The sequence below is a fragment of the Enterobacter cloacae complex sp. P24RS genome, from assembly GCF_014982165.1.
In the GTDB taxonomy this organism is placed as follows: domain Bacteria; phylum Pseudomonadota; class Gammaproteobacteria; order Enterobacterales; family Enterobacteriaceae; genus Enterobacter; species Enterobacter quasihormaechei.
Genome location: NZ_JADCKU010000006.1, coordinates 85,045 through 107,392, shown reverse-complemented (window position 1 = coordinate 107,392; position 22,348 = coordinate 85,045). Strand labels below are relative to the sequence as shown.

At 56.8% G+C, this 22,348-nt stretch carries 22 protein-coding genes; 9 read left to right on the top strand and 13 right to left on the bottom strand.

The window, feature by feature from the left end:
- Positions 1 to 46 precede the first annotated feature (46 nt).
- From INF58_RS08350 to INF58_RS08330, 5 genes are read left to right on the top strand one after another with little or no spacing between them, the layout of a single operon-like run.
- Entirely contained in the window at positions 47 to 631 is a 585-nt protein-coding gene (locus INF58_RS08350; RefSeq protein WP_112792086.1) for a fimbrial protein, read from the top strand.
- A 52-nt stretch (positions 632 to 683) separates the two neighbouring features.
- Positions 684 to 1,361, top strand: coding sequence for a molecular chaperone (locus INF58_RS08345; RefSeq protein WP_193527496.1), 678 nt, complete (start codon positions 684 to 686; stop codon positions 1,359 to 1,361).
- Positions 1,362 to 1,384: 23 nt separating this feature from the next.
- On the top strand, positions 1,385 to 3,910 hold the full coding sequence (locus INF58_RS08340; protein ID WP_193527495.1) for a fimbria/pilus outer membrane usher protein: 2,526 nt from the start codon (positions 1,385 to 1,387) through the stop codon (positions 3,908 to 3,910).
- Positions 3,901 to 4,419 (top strand): fimbrial protein, encoded by a 519-nt coding sequence (locus INF58_RS08335; protein ID WP_193527494.1) that lies wholly within the window; start codon positions 3,901 to 3,903, stop codon positions 4,417 to 4,419. The genes INF58_RS08340 and INF58_RS08335 overlap by 10 nt, the downstream gene beginning before the upstream one ends.
- Positions 4,419 to 5,426: a fimbrial protein gene (locus INF58_RS08330; protein ID WP_193527493.1), complete on the top strand. Its 1,008-nt coding sequence runs from the start codon at positions 4,419 to 4,421 to the stop codon at positions 5,424 to 5,426. Before INF58_RS08335 ends, INF58_RS08330 begins: the two co-directional genes overlap by 1 nt.
- Before the next feature lies 1 nt (position 5,427).
- Here the strand turns inward: INF58_RS08330 and INF58_RS08325 are convergent, their stop codons facing one another.
- Entirely contained in the window at positions 5,428 to 5,952 is a 525-nt protein-coding gene (locus INF58_RS08325) for a lipocalin family protein (RefSeq protein ID WP_193527492.1), read from the bottom strand.
- Between the two features lie 117 nt (positions 5,953 to 6,069).
- Between INF58_RS08325 and INF58_RS08320 the strand changes: the two genes are divergently transcribed.
- The 4 genes from INF58_RS08320 (at position 6,070) to INF58_RS08305 (ending at position 9,603) form a co-directional block, all read left to right on the top strand.
- Entirely contained in the window at positions 6,070 to 6,795 is a 726-nt protein-coding gene (locus INF58_RS08320) for a MerR family transcriptional regulator (protein WP_063868720.1), read from the top strand.
- 99 nt (positions 6,796 to 6,894) lie between these two features.
- Complete coding sequence (uraH, locus tag INF58_RS08315) at positions 6,895 to 7,305, top strand: hydroxyisourate hydrolase (protein WP_063452109.1); 411 nt, start codon at positions 6,895 to 6,897, stop codon at positions 7,303 to 7,305.
- Between the two features lie 102 nt (positions 7,306 to 7,407).
- A complete protein-coding gene (locus tag INF58_RS08310; RefSeq protein ID WP_193527491.1) occupies positions 7,408 to 8,367 on the top strand; it encodes a DUF523 and DUF1722 domain-containing protein in 960 nt (319 codons plus the stop codon).
- 147 nt (positions 8,368 to 8,514) lie between these two features.
- Complete coding sequence (locus INF58_RS08305) at positions 8,515 to 9,603, top strand: AAA family ATPase (RefSeq protein ID WP_046621824.1); 1,089 nt, start codon at positions 8,515 to 8,517, stop codon at positions 9,601 to 9,603.
- Positions 9,604 to 9,631: 28 nt separating this feature from the next.
- Here the strand turns inward: INF58_RS08305 and INF58_RS08300 are convergent, their stop codons facing one another.
- The 12 genes from INF58_RS08300 to INF58_RS08245 all read right to left on the bottom strand — a co-directional run bounded on the left by INF58_RS08300 (position 9,632) and on the right by INF58_RS08245 (position 22,302).
- On the bottom strand, positions 9,632 to 10,585 hold the full coding sequence (locus tag INF58_RS08300) for a GlxA family transcriptional regulator (protein WP_193527490.1): 954 nt from the start codon (positions 10,583 to 10,585) through the stop codon (positions 9,632 to 9,634).
- A 25-nt stretch (positions 10,586 to 10,610) separates the two neighbouring features.
- Positions 10,611 to 11,390 (bottom strand): MBL fold metallo-hydrolase, encoded by a 780-nt coding sequence (locus INF58_RS08295; protein WP_193527489.1) that lies wholly within the window; start codon positions 11,388 to 11,390, stop codon positions 10,611 to 10,613.
- 89 nt (positions 11,391 to 11,479) lie between these two features.
- The gene (locus INF58_RS21090) at positions 11,480 to 12,730 is read right to left on the bottom strand and encodes an HlyD family secretion protein (RefSeq protein WP_023298992.1); all 1,251 of its coding nucleotides are present in this window, start codon (positions 12,728 to 12,730) and stop codon (positions 11,480 to 11,482) included.
- 6 nt (positions 12,731 to 12,736) lie between these two features.
- Positions 12,737 to 13,486 carry a hypothetical protein gene (locus INF58_RS08285; RefSeq protein WP_193527488.1) on the bottom strand — a complete coding sequence of 250 codons (750 nt, stop codon included), beginning with the start codon at positions 13,484 to 13,486 and terminating at the stop codon, positions 12,737 to 12,739.
- Positions 13,483 to 15,579, bottom strand: a complete 2,097-nt coding sequence (locus INF58_RS08280) for a peptidase domain-containing ABC transporter (RefSeq protein ID WP_063452105.1) — start codon at positions 15,577 to 15,579, stop codon at positions 13,483 to 13,485. The genes INF58_RS08285 and INF58_RS08280 overlap by 4 nt, the downstream gene beginning before the upstream one ends.
- A 66-nt stretch (positions 15,580 to 15,645) precedes the next feature.
- Positions 15,646 to 15,831, bottom strand: a complete 186-nt coding sequence (locus INF58_RS08275) for a hypothetical protein (RefSeq protein WP_063452104.1) — start codon at positions 15,829 to 15,831, stop codon at positions 15,646 to 15,648.
- A gap of 24 nt (positions 15,832 to 15,855) precedes the next feature.
- Positions 15,856 to 16,053 (bottom strand): hypothetical protein, encoded by a 198-nt coding sequence (locus INF58_RS08270; RefSeq protein ID WP_063452103.1) that lies wholly within the window; start codon positions 16,051 to 16,053, stop codon positions 15,856 to 15,858.
- 73 nt (positions 16,054 to 16,126) lie between these two features.
- Positions 16,127 to 16,810, bottom strand: a complete 684-nt coding sequence (locus INF58_RS08265) for a hypothetical protein (RefSeq protein ID WP_226847971.1) — start codon at positions 16,808 to 16,810, stop codon at positions 16,127 to 16,129.
- The gene (locus tag INF58_RS08260) at positions 16,788 to 18,377 is read right to left on the bottom strand and encodes a receptor (RefSeq protein WP_102749923.1); all 1,590 of its coding nucleotides are present in this window, start codon (positions 18,375 to 18,377) and stop codon (positions 16,788 to 16,790) included. Before INF58_RS08260 ends, INF58_RS08265 begins: the two co-directional genes overlap by 23 nt.
- A complete protein-coding gene (locus INF58_RS08255) occupies positions 18,355 to 20,949 on the bottom strand; it encodes a CS1-pili formation C-terminal domain-containing protein (RefSeq protein WP_107534371.1) in 2,595 nt (864 codons plus the stop codon). Before INF58_RS08255 ends, INF58_RS08260 begins: the two co-directional genes overlap by 23 nt.
- A gap of 6 nt (positions 20,950 to 20,955) precedes the next feature.
- A complete protein-coding gene (locus INF58_RS08250; protein WP_063452099.1) occupies positions 20,956 to 21,633 on the bottom strand; it encodes a fimbria/pilus periplasmic chaperone in 678 nt (225 codons plus the stop codon).
- Positions 21,634 to 21,678: 45 nt separating this feature from the next.
- Positions 21,679 to 22,302 (bottom strand): common pilus major fimbrillin subunit EcpA, encoded by a 624-nt coding sequence (locus INF58_RS08245; RefSeq protein ID WP_063452098.1) that lies wholly within the window; start codon positions 22,300 to 22,302, stop codon positions 21,679 to 21,681.
- Positions 22,303 to 22,348: the final 46 nt, after the last annotated feature.

Here is a 22,348-nt window from a genome sequence, read left to right as displayed (position 1 = left end):
GCTTTCAGAGCAAATCTCGTAATAAAAAAAACCAAGGAACTATGAAATGAAAGCACGCCTTACTTGCCATTCTCTGCTGGCATTAAGCATTGCCGCCCTGCTGCCAGCGGGCTCAGCACTGGCCGCTACCACCAGCGGCGGCACGGTCAACTTCAGCGGTAAAGTGGTGACCTCCGCCTGCGCCATCAGCGCTGGCAGCGCCAATATTGACGTCGACATGGGTGAAGTGCGTACCGCAACGCTTGCCGCCGCAGGCAGTGAAGCCAGTACCGCAAAAACCTTCGCCATTACGCTGGAGGATTGCGAAATCGCCGATACCTCCGCTTCCACGGAACAGAACCCCATTGCCGCAACGACCGTGGCTATCACCTTCACCGGTACGCCGGACAGCACCGATGTGAATAGCCTGGCCGCGGGCGTAAACGGCGGTGCCGGCTCGGCGCAGCATGTCGCTATCCGTCTTTATGACGAACAGGGCAACGTCGTAAGGCTGGGTGAACCGGCAGCAGCCATCCCTCTGCGTAAAGGGGAAAACACCCTCAACTTCAGCGCGAAATATTACTCACCGCAGGGCAACGCCACGGCGGGTGATGCCAGCGCGGTCGCAACCTACACCGTGACCTATTCGTGATCTTCAGGCCCGGCCTGTTGGTCGGGTCTGACTCAGATTCAGGAGATGCACAATGCGCGTAAACACATGGATTTGTCTGGCTGGCACGTTATGTTCATCCGCTGTGTATGCAGGCGGCGTGGGGTTGGGCGCAACGCGGCTGGTCTACGCAGGCGCGACGACGCAGACGATGATGCAGGTAAGAAATACCCATCCTGATGCCACTTTCCTGATCCAGTCCTGGATGGAAGACGAGAAAGGGAGCCGTACGCACGACTTCGTCATCACGCCGCCGCTGTACGTTATGAAACCCGCCAGCGAAAGCGCGGTGAAAATCATGTTCAGCGGCAAAACCCTGCCAGACGATCGCGAAACGCTGTACTGGATGACGGTCAAAGCCATCCCACAGCAGATTAAAAACGGTTCCGGCAATTCACTGCAATTTGCCTCAGCCAACCGCATCAAGGTCTTTTATCGCCCTGAGTCGCTCCGGGAAGGCGCAGGAGAGGCATGGAAAAACCTTGCTGGCGCATACCGCGCGGGGAAGGTCACGCTGACCAACCCAACGCCGTATTACCTCACCACCATTAACCTGAAAATTGATGGCAGGCCGGTGTCGCCCGTCATGGTGCCGCCGAAAGCCAGCGTGACGCTGGCAGACACCTTCAGCCAGGCGAGCAGCCTGAGCTACCAGACCATTAACGATTATGGGGCCTGGACGCCCGTCATCCGCACGTCGTTGTCCCAATAATAAAAACGGTAAGGCGTGACCACATGAAAATAAAAATCCTGTGCGCCACGGCGATCGCCCTGGTGATTCGGCAAGCCGTGGCTGCCGAAAGCGAGCTGCACTTTAATCCTGCGTTTCTTAACGGCGAACAGGCAAACAGCGCCGACCTCGCCTGGGTCAACGCCGGGAGCGCGTTGCCGCCGGGCGAGTACAACCTTAACGTATACATCAACACCCAGTTCGCGTTCACAGGTAACGTCACGTTTCGCGCCGCTGAAAATGCCTCCGGTGAAGCCCTGCCGTGCCTGACGCCTGCGCAATTCGCCGCACTTGGCATCGATAGTCGTCAGGCGAAAGGGGGTGAGCTGTCGCCTGCGCAGCGCTGCATTTTTTTAACCCAGTCGTTCGCCGATACCCGGTTTGATTTTGACCAGAGGACGCTTACCCTCAACTTCACCGTACCGCAAAGCGCGATGCGCACTCTGCCGCGCGGGTACGTCAACCCGGAAAGCTGGGAATCCGGCATTACTGCCGCGTGGCTGAACTACGTGGTCAATGGGGCGAATAATGCGTATCGGGGCGAGACGCGCACGCGGGAACAACAGCTGTTCGTGAGCCTCAACAGCGGCGCCAACCTGGGCGCATGGCGGCTGCGTGACTTCACCACGTGGACTAAAGGGAGTCACGAGCTTACCCACGTGCAGACCTGGCTACAGCGGGATATTCGCGCCCTGCGTGCTCAGGCTTATGCCGGTGAAACGTTCACGTCATCTCAGGTGTTTGACGCCGTTGGCCTGCGTGGCATCGCCCTGAAGACCGATGACAACATGTTGCCCGCCAGCCTGAGCGGTTACGCGCCAGAAGTGCGTGGCATCGCGCGCAGCAACGCCACGGTGACGGTTCGCCAGAACGGTAACATCATCTATCAAACCTCCGTTCCGCCGGGCGCGTTTGTGCTGAAAGATCTCTATCCGACCTCTTCAGGGGGCGATCTTGCGGTCACCATTCAGGAGAGCGACGGCAGCCAGACGCAATACACCCTGCCCTTTGCCAGCGTGCCGAATCTGGTGCGTAACGGCCAGATGAAATATGCCCTGGGGGCGGGGAAATACCGTCCGACGGGCAATCAGCAGTCACCCTCCTTCGCGCAGGGCGAGCTGTTCCTGGGCTGGCGATATGGCCTCACGTTTTATGGCGGGGCGCAGTTTTCCGATCGCTACAACGGCCTGGCCTTCGGCATCGGGCAGAATCTCGGCCGCTTTGGCGCGTACTCCCTCGACCTTACCCATGCCCGGAGCCAGCTGGCCGATAATCAGCGCTACACCGGTGACTCGGTGCGCCTGCGGTACAGCAAGCTGCTGAACGATACCGGTACGCGGGTTAATTTCTTCTCGCTGCGTTATTCAACGGAAGGGTTTTATACCCTCAGCGATACCACTTACAAAGGCATGACGGGCGGAGCGCCAGAACAGACCTTGGAAGATGATGGCACCGTCACCACCCGCTACGACACGCTTTACAACCTGCATATGTCGCGTAAGGCAAAAAATCAGCTGCTGCTGTCACAGCCGATGGGCGAATACGGGGCGCTGTCGCTGTCATGGGATCAACAAACCTACTGGAATACGTCAAAAACCACGCAGAGCTTGCAGTTCGCGTGGAACGCAACGTTTCGTAACCTGTCGCTTGGCATCAGCGCCCAGCGTAGCGCAAGCCTGTACGACAACAAGAAAGACAACATCGTGGCGTTATCCCTGTCGGTACCGCTGGGTAACCCGGCGCTGTCGACCCGCCTTCGTTTTACCACCACCCATGCGGATCCCGCCGGCACCACCGCCAGTACGGGCATAAGCGGCTATCTGCCGGGACAGGAAGATCTTTTCTATAGCGTCAACCAGCGCTACAGCGCGCAGCAGCACTACGGCGGCGATGCCGCGCTGCAATACGAGGGCGCGTGGGGAGACTACAACCTGGGCTACAGCTATTCCGGCGACGCCCGCAACCTCAGCTACGGGATGAGCGGCGCTGCGGTGCTGCATGAGGATGGCCTGACGCTGAGCCAGCCGCTCGGCAACACCAATATTCTGGTGAAAGCCCCGGGCGCCAGCAACGTCGCTGTGCTCAACCAAAAGGGCATCAAAACCGACAGCCGGGGCTATGCGGTGATCCCGTACGCCACGCCGTATCGCGTCAATCAGGTTGCGCTGGATGTCACCACCGTGGGCAATGACGTGGAGCTTGAGAACGCCATCGCCAATAAAATACCCACCGACGGGGCGCTGGTTCGCGCCACCCTCACCACGCGTCAGGGGGCAAAAGCGATGTTTATCGTGCGTCACGCCAGGGACGTGCTCCCCTTCGGCACGCTGGTCTCGTCAGAGGATGACAACGCCAGCGGTATCGTCGGCGATGGCGGCAGCGTGTATCTGACCGGCCTGTCCGCGAGGGGAACGTTACGTGCCGTGTGGGGGCGCAACAGCACCCAGCGCTGCACGATCCACTATGCGTTGAACCCGCAGAATTATCACGCCCGCACCGGGCTTTATTCCCAGGAGGTTCTATGTCAGTAACCCTTCGGTTCCTCCCGTTGATCCTGCTGCTGTTCATCACCGTCCCCGTGCGCGGCTATGACGTGCTGGTTTCCGTGACCGGCAGTGTGATCGGCAATACCTGCATTGTCGCGGAAGATTCAAAGGAGCAAGACGTGCCGCTCGGAACCGTCGGCATGAAGCAGTTTAGCGAGGCGGGTGCGGTCAGCCCTGTTAAAACGCCCTTCACGCTCACCCTGGAAGCGTGCGGTCCCACCTTTGCTGGCGTGAAAATCCGCTTCAGCGGCACGCCGGATGACGAAAACCCGCAGCTTCTGAAAGTTGCTGACGGCGGCGCGACCGGCGTGGCGGTGCAGATTCTGGATAAAGACGGCGAGCTCATCCCGCTGGACACGCAGACCACCTCCTACGGTGCGGCGGGGGATGACAGCGTAAAAATGACCTTCTATGCGCGACTGGCCGCCACGGGTGCGCCGGTCAATGCCGGAGACGTTTCGGCAGTGGCGACCTGGACGACGGAGTACCAATAATGCGTTTACTGTTTTTAGCCCTGTTATTCATGACGTCTCAGGCGTTTGCCCTCTCCTGGACATCGGATATCACACTTTCACCCACGCCCATGTCCTGGTCAGGCCCGGCAGATTCCATCGTGCCCGGAAAGACGATCGGCTCTGAATGGAGTGCAAGCGCGAGCGTATCGGAAGTGTTCTGGTGCGGCCTGGTATTTACCTGCTCCAAAGGTACGCTGGAGCCGAGCAGCAGCGTAACGGCCACCGGCATCACGGTGATTCTCGATGGCGCCAGTTACATGGTATTTGAAACGGGCGTGCCCGGCATCGGCTTCATTCTTGGGCTTAAGGATTATAACGGGACGACCTATGTCCCGATGCAGGCGGGCATTACGCAGAGCTATCCGGCCGAGGGGACAAACGGGTACGCCACCACACTGGGCTGGTCGGCAAAAGTGACGTTTATCAAGACCGGCGTTCCGCTGAAATCCGGCGTATACCAGACCCCAACCATTAACGCGGCGATCCTGACGGCCTATAACAACGAAGTGAAAACCGCACAGGTGATCATCAACCCGACTACCATCACGGTGACGGCAAGCGGCTGCACGGTGGGAACGAAAAGCACCAACGTCAAACTGGGCACCATTGACGTTCACACGCTGCCCACCGTAGGCAGCACCTCGCCGTCGGGCGAATTTAACGTCAGCCTGACCTGCGATGAGAACGTGGCGGTTAACGCCGTGATGACCGATCAGACCACGCCGTCAAATACCTCGTCGGTCGTGACGCTGACCGGGGACTCCACGGCCTCCGGCATTGGCGTGCAGTTCTTCTATAACGGCACCGGGCCGCTGATGATGGGGCCGGACAGCTCGGCCGCAGGCACGACGGGACAGTTTTTCATCCAGACCACCAGCGCAGCACAAACGCTGTCGCTGCCGTTCCAGGCGCAGTACATCCGAACCGGAGAACTGGTCCCCGGCTCGGCTAACGCCCTGGCGAGCATTACGTTTTCGTACCAGTAGGTCAGTGTTTAACCCACACCAGCTGATCGACCCGGAAGCCCAGACCGCGCGCGGTGTTCAGGTAGTCCTGTTTTACCGCATCCGGGATGGTCGGCGTACGCGATAAAATCCACAGGTAGTCGCGGTTCGGACCGCTGACCAGCGCGTACTGGTACTTATCGTCCAGCTTGATCACGTTATAGCCGCCGTAGAACGGGCCGAAGAACGACACCTTCAGCGCGGCCGTGGTGGGTTCGCCGGTAAAGTACGCCTTCCCTTCGCTCTCATTCCACTTGTTCTTCACCGGATCGTAGCCGCGGTTAAGCACGCTGATCCCGCCGTCGCTGCGCGTGCCGTAGGTCGCGGTAACCTGTTCCAGACCGCGCTCGAAGCGGTTTTCCAGTCGGGCGACTTCATACCATTTGCCGAGATAGCGGCTGGCATCAAAGCCGGTTAGGGGCTGCACGCCTTTCGGCGGCGTGGGAGATTTACAGGCAACCAGCGTCAGCGCAATGGCGACACCGGTGACAACAGGCCATAGCCTCATGAGAGCTCCTTTCATTTACGCGGTTGGATGTTAAGTGTAGTGCACCAATGCGGCGCTTCATCCCGTCGGGAAATATTCGTAGTATATTGAGATTATTCCTCCTCTTCGGATGCAGACATGGCTTACTCCATCGGCGAATTCGCCAGACTCAGCGGCATTACCGCCACCACGCTCCGGGCGTGGCAGCGACGCTATGGCTTGCTCAAGCCCGAGCGTACGGACGGCGGCCACCGCCTGTACAGCGATGAGGACGTTCAGCAGGCGCTGAAAATCCTCGACTGGGTAAAAAAAGGCGTACCCATCGGCCAGGTAAAATCCCTGCTGGAACGCCCTGCTCCGCGCCGCGCCAATAACTGGCAAACCCTGCAACAGGCCATGCTGCAAAAATTGCAGGAGGGCAAAATCGAATCCCTGCGTCAGATGGTTTACGACGCCGGGCGCGAATACCCGCGGCCAGAGCTGGTGGCTAACGTGCTGCGTCCGCTACGCGGCCAGATGTCGGCCAACGTTGCCGCCGCCATGACCCTGCGTGAGATCCTCGACGGCATCCTCATCGCCTACACCTCGTTTTGCCTTGAAGGCGATAAAAAAGCGCCGGGCGATAACATTCTCATCAGCGGCTGGTATCTGAACGACCCGTGTGAGATCTGGCTTGAAGCCTTAACGCGCACCGGCCAGGGCCACCGCATCGACATACTGCCGGTTCCCCCTGCCGCGCTGGCCCCGGAAATTTTCCCGGACCGCAAATGGCTTTTGGTCACCAGCGGCAAGCTTAACGCCGCACGGAAAAAGCAGGTTGCGCAGTGGCAGCAGCAGGTTTCCCTTGAGGTCATTATCCTCTGATTATTTTCTGCTGTGGCAATCTTCACGAAAAGTTGAATATTTTTTCGCGCAGCGAGTGCTAACGTTTTCCTGTCAACGACAACTTAACAGGAAAACACGATGAAAAAGACACTCCCTCTGATGATGCTGGCTTCAATGGCTTTCGCTCCTGCCGCGTTCAGCGCTCCGGCAGGCACCCTGAGCGTGCACGTTCTGGACCAGCAAACCGGTATGCCGCCTGCGGATGTAACCGTCACGCTGGAGAAGCAGGAGCAGAACAAGTGGACCCAGATTGCCAGCGGTAAAACCGACCACGACGGGCGCATCAAATCGCTCTATCCGCAGGATGAGGACATGGTGCCAGGCGTGTATAAAGTGACCTTCAAAACCGCAGATTACTTCCACGGTAAAAAGCTGGAATCCTTCTTCCCGGAAGTGCCGGTGCTGTTCACCGTCACCCGCACCAACGAAAAACTGCACATCCCGCTTCTGCTTAGCCAGTACGGTTACTCGACCTACAAGGGCAGCTGATTGCCCTTGATTTTAAAGCAGATTAAAAAATAATCTCGCCAATACTTGGACAAACTTGCATTGTTGTGTAACTTTTAGATATGAGATCGGGAGGTGCACACCATGACAACGAAACCTGTGCTGGGTATTAGCGGATGTTTGACCGGTTCCGCCGTTCGCTTTGACGGCGGGCATAAGCGTATGGGCTTTGTGATGGATGAACTGGCTCAGTGGGTTACTTTCCGTCCGGTATGCCCGGAAATGGCGATTGGCCTGCCAACGCCTCGTCCGGCGCTGCGTCTGGTGATGACCACCCGCGGCGAGACAGAAATGCGTTTTAGCAAAGCGCCGCATGATGACGTCACGCAGAAGATGGCCGCATTCACAGCGGATTATCTGCCGAAAATCGGCGATCTGTCGGGCTTTATCGTCTGTGCAAAATCCCCAAGCTGCGGCATGGAGCGCGTGCGGCTGTATGATGAAAACGGCAACCGGGGCCGCAAGGAGGGTGTCGGGCTGTTCACCGCCGCCCTCCTTGACACTTTCCCCTGGCTGCCCGTCGAAGAAGATGGTCGCCTGCACGATCCGGTGCTGCGGGAAAACTTTGTAGAGCGCGTTTTCGCCCTGCATGAACTGAACATGTTGCGTAAAAATGGCGTGACGCGCCGCGCCCTGCTCGACTTCCACAGCCGCTATAAGCTACAGCTTCTGGCGCACCATCAGGCGGGCTACCGTGAAATTGGCCCGTTCGTGGCATCACTGCATGAGTGGGACGATCTGGACGCGTTTTTCGTGGCGTATCGCGACAAGCTGATGACGATCCTGAAAAAACCCGCTTCGCGGAAGAACCACACCAACGTGCTGATGCACATTCAGGGCTATTTCCGTAACCAGCTGAACAGCCGCCAGCGCGGAGAACTGCGTGATGTGATCCTGCATTACCGTGACGGCCTGCTGCCGATCCTCGCGCCGCTGACGCTGCTGAAGCATTACCTGGCTGAATACCCTGACCGGTATCTGATGACGCAAAACTACTTTGATCCCTATCCTGATGATTTGGGTCTGCGTCTGGCCGTTACCTGATGAGAAAGAAGCGAAGGCCCCATTGACCCACAGAGGCCCAAAGCTGTACCCCGTTTAGACGACACCCTCACTGTCGTCTTTTTTTTTGCGCTCAGCGCAAAATACTGTAATTCTGTACAGGTTACGATTGCACAGCGGAGTACCCCGATGATCAAAAACCTGCATATTCAGAACTACCGCTCGATTCGCGATATGTCGCTTGAGCTGGAGCAGCTCAACATTGTGTTCGGCCCCAACGGCACGGGAAAATCCAATATTTATAAAGCGATTTACCTGATGCACAGCGCGGCGCAGGGGCAATTCTCCCAGGCGCTGGCGAACGAGGGCGGCATTTTGAAGGTGTTCTGGGCGGGCAAAACCCGGAGCGATCAGCTGCGACGCATGAACCTGGCGGTGGAAACGGAAACGTATGAATATGAGCTCCAGGTCGGGTTCGTGGAAAAGCTGCCCTATCCGTCACAGTTTCAGCTCGACCCGGTGATCAAAGAGGAGTCCATCTGGCTGAGCGGGCAGCACCGTCGTCCGTCGTCACAGCTGATGAAGCGTAAGAATCAGGCGGTCTTCCTGAACAACGTGCATCACGAAAAAGTGACCCACAGCGGTACGCTGTATGAGAACGAGTCGGTGTTCGGGCAGCTCGGCGAGCCGCACCTCTACCCCGAAGTGTCGCAGATGCGCGAGTCCCTGCGTAACTGGCGCTTTTATCATGAATTTTCCGTTTCGTCCGGCTCGGCTATACGTGCGCCGCAGGTGGGCTTCCGCTCGCCGGTGCTGGCCAGCGACGGCGCGAACCTTGCCGCCGCGTTTCAGACCATTGTCGAAATCGGCGACGAGCTGCTGCTGATGCGCATTCTCGACCAGGCCTTCCCCGGCTGCGTGTTTTACAGCGACAACACCGGCGGACGCTTTCGCATGATGATGCAGCGCGAAGGCCTGAGCCGACCGCTGGAACCGGCTGAATTTTCCGACGGCACGCTGCGTTTTCTGTGCCTGGCGGTGGCATTGCTCAGCCCGCGCCCACCAGCCTTTATTGCCCTTAACGAACCGGAAAACAGCCTGCACCCGCAGATGCTGCCCGCCCTGGCGAGCCTGATTGCCGAAGCCAGTCGCTACTCGCAGATCTGGCTCACCAGCCACTCGCCGGAGCTGGCGCAGTTGATTGAGAAGCACCGTTCGTTTTCGCTGTATCAGCTGTCGATGGTGGAGGGGGAGACGAGGATGGAGCGGTTGGGGTAATTGCCAGGTGGCGCTACGCTTACCTGGCCTACAGGCGAGAACGAAACGTCTTACGCCACTCCGCCGGACTGACGCCAAAGCGCGCCTTAAACTGTTGCCGGTACGTCACCGCTGATAAAAACCCCACCTGCTCGGCGACGCTTTCGATGGGCAGGCTGCCGGACTCCAGCAGGATCTGGCTGCGCCGCAGGCGCTCGGTGGTAAGCCAGTCCGCAACGCTCATGCCCGTCGCCTTGATAAAATGGCGGGTCAGCGTGCGTCGGCTCATCGACACCACGTCCGCCAGCGAATCCAGGTTATGCGGCTCGGAAATATGCTCCTGAAGGTAGTCAATCAGACAGTTGATCCGCCCGTCGCGGGTATCTTTCGGCACAGGCTGCGCAATAAACTGCGCCTGTCCGCCCTCGCGGTGCGGCGGGACGATCATCCGGCGGGCGATCTGATTGGCGACGACGCTGCCAAAGCGCTGGCGGATGATGTACAGACAGCAGTCGAGCGCGGCGGCGGTACCTGCCGAAGTGATCATATTGCCGTCATCCACGTAGAGCGCGTTGATGTCCAGTCGAACGTTCGGAAACAGGGACTGGAACTGGCGTTCAAACTCCCAGTGGGTGGCGGCCCGTTTGCCATCAAGGATGCCCGCATAGCCCAGCACAAACGACCCAAGACACAGCCCAACGATTTCCGCCCCGCTGTCTCTGGCCTGCACCAGGCTGTCGAGCAGCGTCTGAGACGGGCGCTCCAGCACGTGCTGCCAGTAGGGTACAACCACAATTTCAGCCGATACGATTGCGGAAAAATCCTGCGTCGCGTGCAGGGCAAAACCGTCTTTCGAGGTCAGGAAACCCGGTTTTTCAGCGCAGATCGTGACGTTAAAGCGCTTTTCCCCGGATACCGTATCGCCAAATAAAATGCAGGGAACGGAGTAGTGGAACGGGCTAAACCCATCCACCGCGACAATAGCAACGTTAACAAGCGGCATCTGTCTCTCCTTTCCCCTTTAACACTCAGAATACAACGGTTTCGCCGTCCTGAGGAATGCTCACCGCGTCCCCAATCTCGTTGGCGTCAACATACTCGCGCAGCGCGCGGCGGGTCAGCAGGCAGTGGTTGATGGCTTCCATATGGGTGGCCACAATTTTGGCCTGTGGCAGCAGGAAATGCACGTTAAGGAGATCTTCTTCTCCCATGATAATCGGCCCAAACCCGATGACGTGGGCGTAACCGGCGTTGAGCACGACAACGTCCGGCTGGTGCTTTTGCAGATCGGCCGCAACCGCGTCGCGCCAGATGGTATCTCCTGCAATATAAAGCGTCTTCTCGTCGGGATGACGTAAGACCACGCCGCAGGCTTCGCCCAGACGCTCTGCCAGCTCCGGCACGGCGTAAGCGCGGTCGGTGCCGTGCTGGCCGCCATGCGTTTTCGCTATCCGGATATCGCCGAACGTCGTTTCATCGGTCATGACCGTCAGGTTGTTGAAGCCCTGACCGCGCAGCAGCGCGGCGTCGCTATCATTTTGCACGTAGATCGGCTTGTCTTTGGCGATCAGCTCAACGGCATACTGATCCCAGTGATCGTCATGGGTATGGGTGACGATCACCGCATCGGCGTCCAGCAGCGTTTGAACGTCAATGGGTAGCTCGACCATCGGGTTGCGAATATCAGCCCGCGCCGTGCCGGGAAAACCCGGGTAAGCGCCTTTCGGCGCCAGCATCGGGTCGATCAATAAGCGTTTTCCCGCGTAGGTAATCAGCTGGGTGGCATTGCGAATTTGCGTAATGTTCATGGGCTATCCTCCGGTTGGTATGAGAAGGAGAATAGCCACAGAACGCCGTTAAATATGTGGGCTAAAGGGCGATGATCGATGAAATCGGGTCAATCGATAAACCGCTTGCGCACCCTTTCCAGCGGCGCAATCAGCAGATTGATAAGCGGCTTACGATCGATAACGATATCGGCGTTCACCGTCATCCCGCCCATCAGCATGCGCTTTTTCTTGTCCGGGTCGGTAAACCAGGAGGGGACGCGCACCTTGGCCAGGTAGTAGTTCTGCCCTTCCTGTAGCGGGATCAGCGCCGAATGGGCATCAATATTGACCTCATAGAAATCGGACAGCGTTGCCTCCACCGAACCGTATTTGTCCACGGGCCAGGAGTCAAAGCGCAGCTTAACCTTATCGCCTTTCGCCACGCGCCCCACTCCCGTTGCCGGCACATACAGATACCCCTCCATCGTCGCCGCGGTATTTTTACGGATCACCACCACCACCTCGCTGTTTTGCGTAATGGCCCGACCAGGCGGGAAGTTAATCGCCACCACGTAGCCATCCGAAGGGGCGAGCATGGCCATGGTGGAACTTCCCCGGCTGGACAGGTTGCGATCGATTTCGCTGATGCGGTTTTTCACGTACAGCTGCTCTTCGCTCAGCGAGTCAATTTGCGACTGGGTGCTGTCGGTCAGGCTGGTTTTGCGTGCCTCAAGCTCAAGAATAGTGCTCTCCTCCAGCGTCAGGTTGAGCTGGGCGTTGAGCACATCGTTATGGCTTTTATCGAGATCCACTTTGGAGACATAGCCCTTCCCGGAGACGGATTTCCACGCCTCGTAGGTGTCGGTGCTGTTTTTAAGCAGCGCGCGCAGCTTCTTCACCTTATCGCGGGAAACGGCTATCTGCTTGTCGGTGAGAGCCAGCTGCTGCGCCAGGTTTTTGCGGTACGACGCAATAGAATCCTCAATGGCCTGAATGCGCTGCTCGCTGCGCTTTTTCTCCGCTTCCATCTGCTGGCGGTCAAACTGCACCACCGACCCCTGCTTGCCGCCATAGTCCTGCGACACGGTGAACAGCGGATCGTTTTCCTTCACGTACTGGCCGGGCCGGACGGCAAAATCAACAAGGGTTCCGGACTCTCTGGCGCGCACTTCCACATCGCCCTGCGCCGGGATCAGCACCCCGCGTGCCAGCGTGGTTTCCGAAAAGTTGAAAGCAATCGCAAAGACCAGCAGGCAGAGAAAAAAGGCGATGAACAGCGTCAGCACGGTTTTCAGCCGCGGCGCGTTGATTTGATAGCTTTTTGAGAAGTGGTGCGGGATTAGCGCCCGACGCTGTCGGCTTCGGTTTTTTAATTTCACGATATGTCATCCATGATAAATCACTGAAAGATCGTCCCATCCACTCCAGAGCGTGGGGGTTTTGCGCAGCGCGTTCAGCGTGTCGGCGGCGGCCAGACGGTAATCCTCTGGCGCATATGCCTGGCTCTCCAGCCCAAACTCTACCGCGTGCAGCGAACAGACCGGCAGCAGCGTTCGGACGCTGTAGCCATAGCGCGATAAAAACCGCGTGGAGACGTCCGTTAACCACGCCTTGCGATCGCCTGCCTGAATTGGGAACAGCGGCGCATCCGGCAGGCGTTCATCCATCAGCAGCACCGTCACCAGGCGCTGAGGGGCGAAAAACGAGCCGGCGCGCCGTCCGTCGTGCGCGGCCATCAGCTTGTGCAGCGCAGGGTGACGGGTAATAAACTGAAAGCGCACGTCGTCTGGCGCGGTGGCGAGCAGCGCATCCATAATCAGGCCAAAGCCCGCCCAGCGCATGCCCAGAAGCAGGGTGCGAGGCGAACTGTAAAACCCCTGCTCCTGCGTCCACTGCGCCACGTACGCATGCAGATCGAAGCGAACGTTGCGCGCCCACAGCGCGGGCGGGAAAATCTGCTCCACGAAGTTAAACCCGCTCAGCTCATGGGCGTTCTGATGCAGGAAATCAGCCGGCACATCGGCCTCCGGGCAGGGCATAAACTGGCTGTAGTTTTGCGCAATCCGGTTTGCCATTAAGGTGCGTCCGGCCTGGCGCGCGCAGAGTCGGGCATAGAGACGCGGCAGAAACATCATGGCGCACTCTCCCGCAGGGTTCCGTTTTCCATGGTATAGAGACGACCATGGCAGCCCACCACGTCCGGCGAGTGGGTGACAAACACCAGCCCAATCCCCAGGCTACGCAGGTTCGCCAGCACCTTTTGCGCGGTGGTCTTATCCAGGTTCGCCGTCACTTCGTCGCAGAGCAGTAGCTTAGGCTGGCTGTACAGGGCACGCGCCAGGACCAGACGCTGCATCTCCCCGGCCGAGAAAAAGGTGTTCCCCGGCAGCATCTCCGTTTCGTAACCGTGCGGCAAACGGGCGACGACGTGGTCCACTTCCGCCAGCCGACACGCGGCGATGACCTGCTCTTTATCCGGCGCGCTGTCAAAGCAGGCGATGTTGTCCAGTATCGAGCCGGTGAAGAGAATATCGTCCGCATGAACGATGCGGATGTGCTGGCGCAGCGAGGAGAGATCGCACTCCTCAATGGGGATCTTATTGATCCGCAGCGTGCCTGACGATGCCAGCAGCATGCCGGAGATCAGACGCAGCAGCGTGGTTTTTCCGGACCCGCTCTGGCCAACGATCACCGCCTCTTCGCCCTGCTTCAGGGTCATGTTGATATGCTGTAGCGTGGCCTCCCGGCCTGGATAAGCAAATGAGACATCCTCAAATTGCAGACAGACCGGCGAGGTGACAATCCGCTTCCCAAACTGGCTGGTTTCAGAGGGGGCATACAGCAGATCGCCCACGCGATCCAGCGGCCCCTTAAGGGCATTTTTGTCGAGCAGCTTCTGCGCCACCTGCACCATGGCATCGGAAAAATAGCGCTTGTAGCTGATGTAGGCGTACAGCATCCCGATGCTCATCTGCCCTTCCAGGATCAGCCACGCGCCAAAGCAGACCACCAGCAGCTGCTCGGCATTGATCACCAGCAGCGAAGCCACGTCAAAACGGGCCAGCAGCCGCTCTTTACGCATCAGCCCGGCGATGTGTTCGCGCTGGGATTTGTCCATCACCGCGTCCCGGGCCTGCTCCATATTGTTCGCCTTGAGCGTAATGATCCCTTTCTGCGTCTCTACCAGCAGAGATTCATACTGGGCGGTACGCTCGATGGAGTCATCCACGGCGCGTTGATAGGGGCCGATCAGCGAAAAGCGGATCAGGAAGAACACGCCCATCAGCAGCATTGTCAGCACCGCAATTTTGACGTTATACAGCAGCATAAACAGCAGGCTGGTCACGGCGATCAGGCTGGAAAAAAGAATTTGTACGTAGCCATTGCTGATGAACTCCGCGCAGGCGTGGAGCGATTTTTCAATAGCCAGCACGATGCCCGGCGGGCGCGAGCGGAACCAGCTGGTCTGGGTGCGCAGCATGTAGTGCCGCACGGACTGGCTTAGATCGTCATAGGCAATGTTGCGCATCAGGATCTCAAGCAGCTGCTTGAGGAATTTACCGATGACTTCAAAGATAAAGACGATAGCGAAGATCGCGGTGAGCAGGATCACCAGATCGCTGTCGCTGCGGGAAATGGCCTCATCCATTATCAGCTGCACGTAGGTGGGGCTCGCCAGCATGGTGATAAGGGTAAAAATACAGAGCACAAACAGCAGCAGCTGGCGCTGGAACAGGCTCGGAGATTTATTGGCTAACCGGCCAAGCGTGAGCTTTTCATCCGGGGATTTCTTTTCGAAGCTCGGCGTGGGCTTAAGCTCAAGCACATAGCCGGAAAAGAGTTTTTCCGCCTCTTTCAGGCGGTAACGACGCACGCCGCTGGCGGGATCGTGGACGGTCACGCTGCGGCTGTCGATCTTCACGATGACCACGAAATGGTTACCGCGCCAGAAGGCGATGAGCGGCAGCTCAGACGTTTCTATTTCAGTGATTTCGCCTTTAAGCACCCGGCCAGACATATTTTTATCGCTGGCAAGGGTCAACAATTCCGCCATTGAGGTTCCCGAATCGGCGGAAACGGAAATCTCCCGGCGCAGCTGGCTGACAGATACATGGTGCTCGTAGTGCCCCAACACCATTGCCAGGCAGGCCAGGCCACATTCGGTAAATTCATGCTGGCGAATAACAGGGGTCTTTCCCTGTTTTTTATACTGAAAGAGCGAAAACATAGTGATCCGTGGCTGAAATAAAAAAATGGCCCGGCAATGCGGGCCATGAGTGCTAAGGTCAACAACTTACGCGCTGAAGAAGCCGCCGATCAGACCGCCAACCAGGCCAAACGCACCGCCGATGGCACCGCCAATAACGCCTAACATCTGGCTGCCCGCGTTATAGCCCGCGCTTGCACCCTGAATAGCAGAGGCAATAGGATCCCAACCACCAACGATGGCCTGTGCTTTTTTGATGTCGATAACTTGCATGGTTTATTCCTTTGAAAAAATAAATTAGTTAAAGCTGCCGAAAATCGCGCCCACGAAGCCCATAGCACCACCCAGCACACCACCAACGATGCCACCGATGGAACCTAATCCAACGCTTGCACCCGTGTTCCAGCCCAGCTGTGCGCCTTTAATCAGGCCATCGATTGGGTTCAATGCACCACCGATAATTTCTTTCGCTTCTACGAATGAAATCGCTTTCATTTTTAGTCTCCTGTAGTAGTAAATCTTCAGCTTGTGCCGAAGGTTAATTTCCTTTTATGAAGGAAAGCGCTTGTTACGAACAGCTAGAAAGTGGAATGATCTTATTCCCATAAATAATCATTCGTCTTGCAGGCTGTGCGTAATCATCTATTTCCAGCCGTTGTCCCGGCGGAAGATATTTTGAGTCATTATATTGGGTACTGCACCCTTGTGAGGATACGTATTTGAAATACGTATTCCCGGTATTACTCACCACCCCGTTATTAAACGTATAACTAAATTGCCGGTTCCAGGGGCGGACTATTAATATAGCTTCAAGCGAAACCACCACATCCGACTGAATGCGTTGGCCTTTGCTCACTACAGCCCTTGCCTGAAGCGGCGTCTCGGTGAATTTGACGCGATAGTAGCGTTCTTTATTATCGTGCGGGCCGGTATAAAAAAACTTAAACCCTGCCCGCTCACCGCTCTCCAGCGTTAATTGTTTAGGCGAATACATGACTTCGCCATCTTTTATTTCAGTCTCTTTCCCACGCTCTTTTGGTACATCGACCTGAATGAGTGAAACTGTATAATTCTGACGTTCGCTTGTATCATTTTTTATGGGCTGAAAAACGACTTCTTTTTCTGGCAAAAAATCTATATTCAGACTTTCGATAATTAAAGCATTTGCTCCTGTAGAAATGAAGCAATTTATTGCAAAAATAGCCAGGAATTTTCCAGTCATAACATGTTTAATTCCAGGAAGCGCTGACATCAATTCGACCCTGAGCAGTAACTTCACCAAACCAGCTATTACCATCATAGGTGGTTTTCGAGACCGGGTTATTCATCACAAACTGCAATACCAGCGGCGTTTTCCAAAGCCACATGTCCGTCACTCCAGAGCTTATCTTCTCCCACTCTTCCGCATGGGTGGCAGGCGCCGGGATGGAGAGCACCTCGCCTTTACAGTTATGGGCCTTCAGCGTCTGACTCTTACCCAGCAATACGTTGCCGGGAATGGGCACGGTGAAGCCGTTTCCGCTAAAGGCACAATAGTCTGTGCCGTTCAGACTCTGGGTAGGCCCGGTAACTTTCACCGTCACTGCCACTGCGGCATCCTTTTGCGCGCCGCTGTAGGTAATGGTGTAGGGAATTTCAATTGGCGCTTCGCCAATTACCCCTTTTCCGGAGCCGCCAAGGCCGTTCGAATCCACGGTGTAGTCTGGGTTATCCGGCACGATAGCAAGCCCCGGCTGGATAGGATTAATTACCAGTCCGCTGCCAGGCTGGAAACAGAAGTCCGCCGCCAGCGTGCTGTTAGCAGGCGACAGGCACATACTGACGATATTGCCGATGTTACTACCATCCCCCGCCTGCGCTACGCTCAGAATTAACCCTTTAGGAATGAAGATCTTAAGATATGCTTTACCGCCATTTTTTTGCGGCGCGCTGATAAAGGTATTCGCCAGCACGCGGGTGTCGCTCAAAATACCGCCGGAGATGCTGTACCAGGTTTTCTCATCGAAGGTAATTTCCGCGGCAAGGCCCGTTCCGCCATTCATGTGCGACTGAAGCACGCTGTTAATGCGCGATGCGGTAAGCGCCAGACCAGGGCTGTAACCGGTAACGTCTTCTCCGATGAAGGTATACTCCAGCAGGTTGCACAGTACGCCCGATACCGTATTACGCGTATATTTGGTACAGGTATCCCCGGTTGAACCATCCACAATCGTGACCTCGCCGGTGATCGGATCAATCCCCAGATCCAGCGCTCTGGAGTTGGTCATGGTCAGCGTGCCCACTTTATGCAGCGTATTGGTCTTGCTGGACGTGGAATTTTGCGGCTTAGAGGTAATGGTCACCTCGTTGCCGGGAGCCGCATTGAGCAAATAGTCAAAGAACGGATCGCCCAGAACCCAGCGGCCATAGGCGGTAGCGGGTTCCATGATCGGTGGCTTCACCACCATCGACGTATCGGTATAGCTGGTCGTCGGGGTGTAGCCCACCGTACCGCAGCTAGATGAGCACGAGGTACCCTTGAAGAATGGCGAAGCGCTGGAGCCCGTTACGCTAAAATTGATGGTTAGCGCGCTGCCCGGAGGTCCGCTAAAGCCGTTGTCCGGAATATAGGTGGCAATCCCGTTATTCACCTTGTTACTCAGGCTTGGCCATTCCCGCGACCCATGTAAAAACGAGGCCGAGCTGGCGTTGAGGCTAAACAACGCCGCACTGTTACCCGTCCCGTTACTGTCCGGGTTATTGATGGCGAAATAAGGCAGCTGATCCGCCTGCGCTGCGGCGCTTATCAATAACAGATTAAGAGCGAATATCTTTTTCATCGTCACGTTCCTGCGTTCCTTTTGCTTCCTGCCAGACGTAATCGCCTTTTCCGCAGGAGATGTCCCCGAGCCACAGCGCACCGCGGTTAGACTCAATGTCCAGGCGCACTTCGCAGACGCTGTCGTCCGGCGTGGCGATGCTCAGGACAGGGTTGTTCTTATCAACGTCGATCACGAAGCGTCCGTCGTTTTCCGTCCGGGTCAGCCCGACGTGGTTTTTGATCTGCGTGGCGCCAATCGGATTGCCGTTTGCATCCACAAGACGGCCAAACAGGGTGACGATTTTCTTCACCTGCGGCTTCATCACCACGGTGTTGCCCGGATAAACGGTGATATGGCGACGCGCGTTCGCGCCAATCTCATAGCTTTCCGTACCGGTTTCACTGTTCATCACCTCCAGGTCATAAGCCTGGTATGCCGGCAGCGACAGCCAGGTTTTATCCCCTTTGATGCGTTCCGCGCGGCCGTTAAGCTTCAGGGTCAGTGCTTCATCAGGTTTGAGACCGGTGCTGACAATCACCCCTGCGCTTTCGGTGCCTTTCCCGGCGGCGATGGCCTCTTTGGACCAGCCCACGCTCCCGTCGCTGGTCAGCGTGGAGTTCCAGCCTTTGCTCATGCCGCTCTGAACACTAAGGATGTTGCTGTTCCACGGCGTATCGAAGTTCACGCTGCCGCCGCCGCTTACGCTGCGATCCTGGCGGCTGTTGAAGGCTTTCGACACGTTGGCGGTGGCCGATTTCAGGTAATCGCCCTCAAACTGGCGGCTGGCGCTGACGTTCAATGCTGTGCCGGTATCGCGGTTGTGGGAAACGCCAACCGACACGGTATTGCCGAGCGGTATGGCGAAATCGAGCATCACGTAACGATCTTTCTCTTCGTAATACCCGTCGTATTTGTTGCGCGACATCCCCACGCGCAGGCGCGCCGTGCCGTAGCGGCCAGCGTACAATCCCTGCGAGTAGTCCAGCTGATAGCGTTTATAGCGATAAAGGTCGTCCTCCTGGCGCATCAGGCTCAGGTTGCCCGCCGAGGGCAGGCCGAACGACGGCAGGCTAAACGAGGCGCCCCAGGTGTTGCCCTTGCTCTCATAGATGTCCAGGAACTTGCCGCTGGAGAGCTGTTCATGGGAGTACCAGACCGAACCGATCTGCCACGGCAGGCTAAGATTCATGCCATAGTTGGCGCGGTACGTTCCGTCGGAGGCCGCCATGGTCTGGGTATTCACCGAGAAATAGCCCGTCAGGTTCAGGGAGGCCCACAGCTCGCTGACGATGTGTTCCCGCATCATGTAGGTGGAAGCATTCCAGTCGACCATCCCGCTGCGCTTGCTGAACGAGGCCCCCACCAGCGACATGGTGTCTTTATGTTTGGTGTCGTAATCGTAGTAGTACGTGTCGTCCTGCTCGTTTTTGCGCTTCGCGTATTTTTTATAATTGACGACGGACTTATCGCGGCTATACATCCCGCCCCACATCTGCCAGCGCAGCGTTTCCGACACGTTGCTGGAGAACGGCTTATTGACGGTGTACATGCTGCGCGACACGGTGCGGCTTCCGCTTACCACTTCGACTTCGATGCTGTAGATCCCGTAAGGCAGGCCGCTGGTGTCAATTTCATGGTTACCGACGTCAAAGCGCTGAATGCCGATAAGCTGCCCGTCACGACGAATACGGGCCTCGCCCGCCGTCGGGAAATAGACCACCACTGGCGTCAGGGAGAGCGTGTTATCGCGCTTGCGCGAGTTGGCCTGGTTGCCCATGGAAACGCCGTAGACTTCACCGCCGGAAATGCCGCTGACGCTCGCCAGAGACTGCATTGCCCAGCCGTTCAGCATGCCTGCGGCGTAGCGCATACCCTGATAGTCGCGCTCCCACATGACCGCGTTCATCTGAGTGTCGCTGCTGCTCTCGTTGACGTAGCCAGAGCCGTCGATCAGCACATGATCAACGCCCATTGAGATCCAGTTTCTCGCGTTCAGGTAACCCGATGACCAGCTGTCGCCGTAGCCGCTCTCGGTGTGATACGCCCCGAGGTTGTAGGAAAAGGTGCCGCTCAGGTCGTCAGACTCCGGCGCATCAATGTCCACCTCACGCGGGCGAATATTCACCCCGTAATCGCTCTGCGACAGATTCAGCAACAGGCGCATTTTTTTCTGGTCCAGCTCGAACGCGGACCCCGCACTGACCGGAATGCGCATCTTATCGTCGAACTGCTTATCGTTAATGCTCTTCAATAACGTTCGCATCTCTTTTGACAGACGAATGCCGTTATCAGACTCCTGGACCTGAACATCCCTCAGCCCCAGCTTCATATCCTTCGCAAAGAGCGTCACGTCACCCAGACGAACATATTCGCTCGCCGTGCCTTCGTGGTTCCCTTGTTGTGCTGAATGTGGCCGCGTATTGACCAGATAGACGGGAATTTTGATCCCCTGCTCCAGCAGTGCATAAAGCGAGTCGGGAAAACGGTAATTAGCGATAACCACGGAGCTTGAGGCTGCATGCGCAAGCGCGGGCAGCGTGCCGGATGCGCAAGCCATCATCACCGGCAACACTAATTTATTTTTCACCATGCATCCTTACTTAACAGGTATGAACTGTTTCAGGTCCCATATTCCAAGATGAAAATGGTTATCCGTAACGTTGATATCCTCGATAGCGCGCGAGGTATCCGGCATCAGGTAGAAGTTTTTGGTACACGGCGTAGTCGGTGATTCCGGATTCGGCTTCAGGCAGGTCCCGGTCGCATTGACGCGAAACGAGGTGTTCCCTTTATTGGTTATTTTTCCCGCCACATAGACGAAGTCGATCTTCTTATCACGAGGCTGAACCACCAGAATGGTACTCACCACCGCGCGCGTCATCCCGGTGCCGTTTTTTGGCGAACCGCTGTCCACCTCTTCGCTCACCCCTTCATCCGTGAAGGTAATGCGGTAGTAACGCTCTTTGTTATCGGCATTACCGTGATAGTAAAATTTGACAATATTGCTGGTACCGGCGGGCATCACCATGCGCGTGGGCGTCAGCAACAGCTCGTCCACTTTCTCCGGATTAATGACGATCCCTTCATCCATCGGGCTGCTGATCCGCTGTGCGCGAACAGAAACAATACGCACGCTGTCTGCTTCGTTTTTTATTTCCTTGGCGGTGGAATCAGCGTCCGCTGGAATAATGGTGGTGACTTTTCCCACATTAATGGCCAGCGCGGAGGAAGAAATAAATAATAAAAATAAGAAGGCGGATTTGAGGTTAAACATGCTATTTCCCTAAACAGGGGCTTGCGCCCCTGGATCGATCAGGCCTTAGCCCCAGGTTGCGCGGAACGCAACGGCAACGGTACCTTCCCACAGGCTGTTGGTCAGGTCTTTGAACTCTTTCGTCGCGCCTGCGTTGTCCTGAGCGGAGTCAACGTAGAAGACGAATTTGTCCTGGCCGGTAATTTCGGTATCAGCCACCGCGCCAGCGCTGGTGGTCAGGTTCCACAGGCCAGAAGAAACGCCGGTGTTAGAAGAAGAATCAACCAGCGTGGTCCATGCGGTAGATTTTGCACCTACGGTGCCACCGATAGAGCCCAGATCGTTACCGCCCCAGCGCGCGCCTACCTTCAGTTTGGTCGCTTCACCACCCACGCTGAACAGCGTGTTGTTGGAATCGTCGAGGATGGCTTCAAGCTTGAAGCTGGTCGCCGTCGAGTGATCGCCACGGATAGCCACATCAAACAGACCGGTATCGGTGTTGAAAGATTTCGTGTTGGCGCTGTAAACGAAGTTCAGAGCACGCGTTGGCGTAACAACCAGGTCAGATTCGCTGTCTTTGGTCGCGGTTGCCTGCCAGGTAGCAGACGCCGTAGTTTCTGCGGCATTAACTGCGCTCAGCGCAGAAACAGACAGCAGGGAGCCCAGAACGATAGCGTTCAGTTTGTTCATTTATTTAGTCCTTCAAAAAAGAATCCACGTGTATAAAAAGGGGAGC

Coding starts and splice junctions, on each gene's coding strand:
- INF58_RS08270 (WP_063452103.1), bottom strand. CDS start 16,053: ATGAAAGCGATTTCATTCGTAGAAGCGAAAGAAATTATCGGTGGTGCA.
- INF58_RS08295 (WP_193527489.1), bottom strand. CDS start 11,390: ATGAACATTACGCAAATTCGCAATGCCACCCAGCTGATTACCTACGCG.
- INF58_RS08260 (WP_102749923.1), bottom strand. CDS start 18,377: ATGAAAAAGATATTCGCTCTTAATCTGTTATTGATAAGCGCCGCAGCG.
- INF58_RS08335 (WP_193527494.1), top strand. CDS start 3,901: ATGTCAGTAACCCTTCGGTTCCTCCCGTTGATCCTGCTGCTGTTCATC.
- INF58_RS08340 (WP_193527495.1), top strand. CDS start 1,385: ATGAAAATAAAAATCCTGTGCGCCACGGCGATCGCCCTGGTGATTCGG.
- INF58_RS08345 (WP_193527496.1), top strand. CDS start 684: ATGCGCGTAAACACATGGATTTGTCTGGCTGGCACGTTATGTTCATCC.
- INF58_RS08280 (WP_063452105.1), bottom strand. CDS start 15,579: ATGTTTTCGCTCTTTCAGTATAAAAAACAGGGAAAGACCCCTGTTATT.
- INF58_RS08300 (WP_193527490.1), bottom strand. CDS start 10,585: ATGCCGCTTGTTAACGTTGCTATTGTCGCGGTGGATGGGTTTAGCCCG.
- INF58_RS08320 (WP_063868720.1), top strand. CDS start 6,070: ATGGCTTACTCCATCGGCGAATTCGCCAGACTCAGCGGCATTACCGCC.
- uraH (WP_063452109.1), top strand. CDS start 6,895: ATGAAAAAGACACTCCCTCTGATGATGCTGGCTTCAATGGCTTTCGCT.
- INF58_RS08305 (WP_046621824.1), top strand. CDS start 8,515: ATGATCAAAAACCTGCATATTCAGAACTACCGCTCGATTCGCGATATG.
- INF58_RS08310 (WP_193527491.1), top strand. CDS start 7,408: ATGACAACGAAACCTGTGCTGGGTATTAGCGGATGTTTGACCGGTTCC.
- INF58_RS08245 (WP_063452098.1), bottom strand. CDS start 22,302: ATGAACAAACTGAACGCTATCGTTCTGGGCTCCCTGCTGTCTGTTTCT.
- INF58_RS08255 (WP_107534371.1), bottom strand. CDS start 20,949: ATGGTGAAAAATAAATTAGTGTTGCCGGTGATGATGGCTTGCGCATCC.
- INF58_RS08275 (WP_063452104.1), bottom strand. CDS start 15,831: ATGCAAGTTATCGACATCAAAAAAGCACAGGCCATCGTTGGTGGTTGG.
- INF58_RS08325 (WP_193527492.1), bottom strand. CDS start 5,952: ATGAGGCTATGGCCTGTTGTCACCGGTGTCGCCATTGCGCTGACGCTG.
- INF58_RS08265 (WP_226847971.1), bottom strand. CDS start 16,810: ATGTCAGCGCTTCCTGGAATTAAACATGTTATGACTGGAAAATTCCTG.
- INF58_RS08250 (WP_063452099.1), bottom strand. CDS start 21,633: ATGTTTAACCTCAAATCCGCCTTCTTATTTTTATTATTTATTTCTTCC.
- INF58_RS08330 (WP_193527493.1), top strand. CDS start 4,419: ATGCGTTTACTGTTTTTAGCCCTGTTATTCATGACGTCTCAGGCGTTT.
- INF58_RS08350 (WP_112792086.1), top strand. CDS start 47: ATGAAAGCACGCCTTACTTGCCATTCTCTGCTGGCATTAAGCATTGCC.
- INF58_RS08285 (WP_193527488.1), bottom strand. CDS start 13,486: ATGATGTTTCTGCCGCGTCTCTATGCCCGACTCTGCGCGCGCCAGGCC.